This window comes from Lysinibacillus sp. NPDC097231, from assembly GCF_044761885.1.
Classification (GTDB): Bacteria; Bacillota; Bacilli; order Bacillales_A; family Planococcaceae; genus Lysinibacillus.
Genome location: NZ_JBIWDH010000044.1, coordinates 34531 through 37811, shown reverse-complemented (window position 1 = coordinate 37811; position 3281 = coordinate 34531). Strand labels below are relative to the sequence as shown.

The window sequence follows — 3281 nt, the reverse complement described above, 5'->3', positions numbered from 1 at the left end:
TCTTGCGTTATTCATCTTAATTGAACCGCCGTATACGGATCCGTACGTACGGTGGTGAGAGAGGTCGGGGGTTAGTCACCCCCTCCTACTCGATTCAGTCCAGATCTCCCAAGCTTATTGCTGCTGATATGAATATAATTGTTCAAAATTATTCATGATGTATATTAATCGGTGACTGAATAAACATTAGGGCTTTTAAAAGGAAAGTAGAAAAGAGATAGAAACGATTACAGCTTCGAATCGACTACACTTTTGTAGACATTCTCGGCTTTTCTTATTTTAGGGTAAAAGAATGATACATCTTTTATTCTTGTCGAGATAATTGCGCCAAAGCTCAAGATGAATTAGCGTGGGCGGCAACTTTTCTTACTAGCAAATTTAGAACAACATAAGGAGGAATTTTTTCATGACGAAGTATATTTTTGTAACAGGTGGGGTTGTATCATCACTTGGAAAAGGTATTGTAGCAGCATCTCTAGGTCGCTTATTAAAAAATCGTGGATTAGAAGTAACGATCCAAAAATTTGACCCATATATCAATATTGACCCAGGTACAATGAGTCCTTATCAACATGGTGAGGTTTTCGTAACAGATGATGGCGCTGAGGCCGATTTAGACTTAGGTCACTACGAACGTTTCATTGATATTAACCTAGGCAAACATTCTACTGTAACATCAGGTCGCGTTTATCAGTCTGTTCTACAAAAAGAACGTCGTGGTGATTACAACGGTGGTACAGTACAAGTAATTCCTCATATTACAAATGAAATCAAAGACCGTATTCAACGTGCTGGTCGCGAAACTAACGCAGATGTTGTCATTACAGAAGTAGGTGGAACAGTTGGGGATATTGAATCATTACCATTCCTTGAAGCAATCCGCCAAATGAAAACAAATTTAGGACATAATAATGTAATGTATGTTCATTGTACGCTTATTCCTTATATTAAAGCTGCAGGTGAGCTAAAAACAAAGCCCACACAACATTCTGTGAAAGAATTACGTTCTTTAGGTATTCAACCAAACATTATCGTTGTACGCACAGAGCAAGAAGTGCCTCAAGATATGAAAGAAAAATTAGCTTTATTCTGTGATGTACAGCCACACGAAATTATTGAATCTCGCGATGCTGAACATTTATATGAAGTACCATTAAATCTTCATGCACAAGATTTCGATGATATCGTTCTTGACCATTTCGGCATTGAAGCACCAGAGGCAGATATGGAAGAGTGGCGTGATCTTGTAGAGAAAGTGAAGAACTTACCAAATAAACGAAAAGTTGCATTAGTAGGTAAATATGTAGAATTACAAGATGCTTATATTTCCGTTGTTGAGGCATTAAAGCATGCCGGATATGCATACAATTCTGATATTGAGATTGACTGGATTAATGCAGAACATGTGGATGCTGACAATGTTGCTTCGCTATTAGAAGGAGCAGACGCAATTCTAGTTCCAGGTGGTTTCGGTGATCGTGGAGTTGAAGGTAAAATTTTAGCGACACAATATGCTCGTGAAAATAATGTACCATTCTTAGGTATTTGCCTAGGTATGCAACTGGCGACAGTGGAATTTGCTCGAAACGTACTTGGCTTAAAAGGTGCTCATTCTACAGAGCTTGATGCAAACACAGAATATCCTATTATTGACTTTTTACCAGATCAAAATGATACTGTAGACATCGGTGGAACATTACGTTTAGGCTTATATCCATGTAAGTTAAAAAAGGGCACAAAAGCAAGCGATGCATATGGTAAAGAGCTTGTTTATGAACGTCACCGTCATCGTTATGAATTTAACAATGAGTATCGTGAGGCAATGGAAGCTGCAGGTCTTGTCTTCTCAGGTACAAGTCCTGACGGTAAATTGGTGGAAATTATCGAGTTACCAGAAAAGAATTTCTTCGTAGCTTGCCAATTCCACCCAGAGCTTGTATCACGTCCAAATCGTCCACAACCGTTGTTCCGCGATTTTATCGGTGCAACATTCAAATAATGAAAAGAGTTGTCTCAATCGCTGAGACAACTCTTTTTTGAATCTTTATTTTTGTAGCTTTTACAGCTCTTCGTCATCAAGTCCTAGCATTTCATCATAAGCAATTTTTACTGCCTCATATACAAAAAGGGCAGCAATAGCATGTGGTACTACTATACGCTCTCCTAAATCGTTTGGTAATAGACCACCTCGTATGCGTGTAGAAATATAGGTATACGCTAAATCTGCTAGTGGATTTTCAGCATCCTTTACCTCACTAGCAACGGCTGCAAATGGTACAAAATCATTATTTAGTTGTTGTGCTAAAGCTAACGCCTCTTTATCAAACGCGCTACGTGTGAAAATACATACACGATCAGCTTCTGTGATTACTGTATCCTTTGTCCACGGTACTAACTTGGTAAAACGTTCAATCGCTTGACATGCATTTAATTCGACAACTTGCATTTCATCAAAGCATGCGAAATAGACATTGCCTTCGCCAATACCAGCTTGTGCGAGGAGTCGTGCTGTTTCTTCAATAGCGTCTTCTTCACTTTGTGTGATTCTTTGTAATAGTCCACTTAGTTGTGTTGTTAAAATTTTTGACATGGTCCCACCTCAATCATATTATATGTTTGAGAAGAGTATAAAGCAAAAGCAGATAATTTATAATATAGGGAAGGTATTAAGCTATTAAAAGAGAATAATACATAATATAAGAAGTTTTGTACAAGAAAACTAACTTAAAAAGGGCGGAATGAAATGTGAAACGATTACTAATTGTCGATGATCAACAAGGGATTCGTTTGCTTTTAAATGAAGTGTTGAAAAAGGAAGGCTATGTTACATATTTAGCAGCAAATGGTATGGAGGCGCTGCGATATGCAGAGGAGGGAATGGATTGTGTCCTATTAGACATGAAGATTCCAGGGATGGATGGCATAGAAATCTTAAAATGTTTAAAAGAGAAGTGGCCCCAACTCCCTGTCTTCATGATGACTGCGTATGGTGAACTGGATGTTGTACAGGAAGCATTAGATTTAGGAGCTATTCGATACTTTACTAAGCCTTTTGATATTTTTGAAGTACGCGATGAGGTAAATAAAATATTAAAAGCTTAGAAGAACAGGCAGTGGTCAACACCGCCTGTTTTTCACGACTGTTTGTAATAGTTTTCTATCGTTTCATATTCACATTTCTTCCAAAATTATTTTTAACATTATACTTCTGTTATGCCTTGGGATAAGTTACACTGCGCTTTCGCGTAGAAAATAAAAGCCCCTGCTTTTCAGGGAAGAAA

At 37.9% G+C, this 3281-nt stretch carries 3 protein-coding genes; 2 read left to right on the top strand and 1 reads right to left on the bottom strand.

Translation table 11 applies throughout. The features are described 5' to 3' along the window. Positions 1-406 precede the first annotated feature (406 nt). Positions 407-1999 carry a CTP synthase gene (locus tag ACIQXF_RS20520; protein WP_402786863.1) on the top strand — a complete coding sequence of 531 codons (1593 nt, stop codon included), beginning with the start codon at positions 407-409 and terminating at the stop codon, positions 1997-1999. A gap of 60 nt (positions 2000-2059) precedes the next feature. On the opposite strand, the gene ACIQXF_RS20515 is transcribed toward ACIQXF_RS20520, so the two are convergent. Next, on the bottom strand, positions 2060-2590 hold the full coding sequence (locus ACIQXF_RS20515) for a DUF2529 family protein (RefSeq protein ID WP_402786861.1): 531 nt from the start codon (positions 2588-2590) through the stop codon (positions 2060-2062). Between the two features lie 155 nt (positions 2591-2745). Here ACIQXF_RS20515 and ACIQXF_RS20510 point away from each other — a divergent pair, with 155 nt between their 5' ends. Further along, complete coding sequence (locus tag ACIQXF_RS20510) at positions 2746-3102, top strand: response regulator (RefSeq protein ID WP_402786858.1); 357 nt, start codon at positions 2746-2748, stop codon at positions 3100-3102. Positions 3103-3281 lie beyond the last annotated feature (179 nt).

Excerpts from the sequence above, each read along its gene's own strand:
- ACIQXF_RS20520 (WP_402786863.1), top strand. The coding sequence starts at position 407 with ATGACGAAGTATATTTTTGTAACAGGTGGGGTTGTATCATCACTTGGA.
- ACIQXF_RS20515 (WP_402786861.1), bottom strand. The coding sequence starts at position 2,590 with ATGTCAAAAATTTTAACAACACAACTAAGTGGACTATTACAAAGAATC.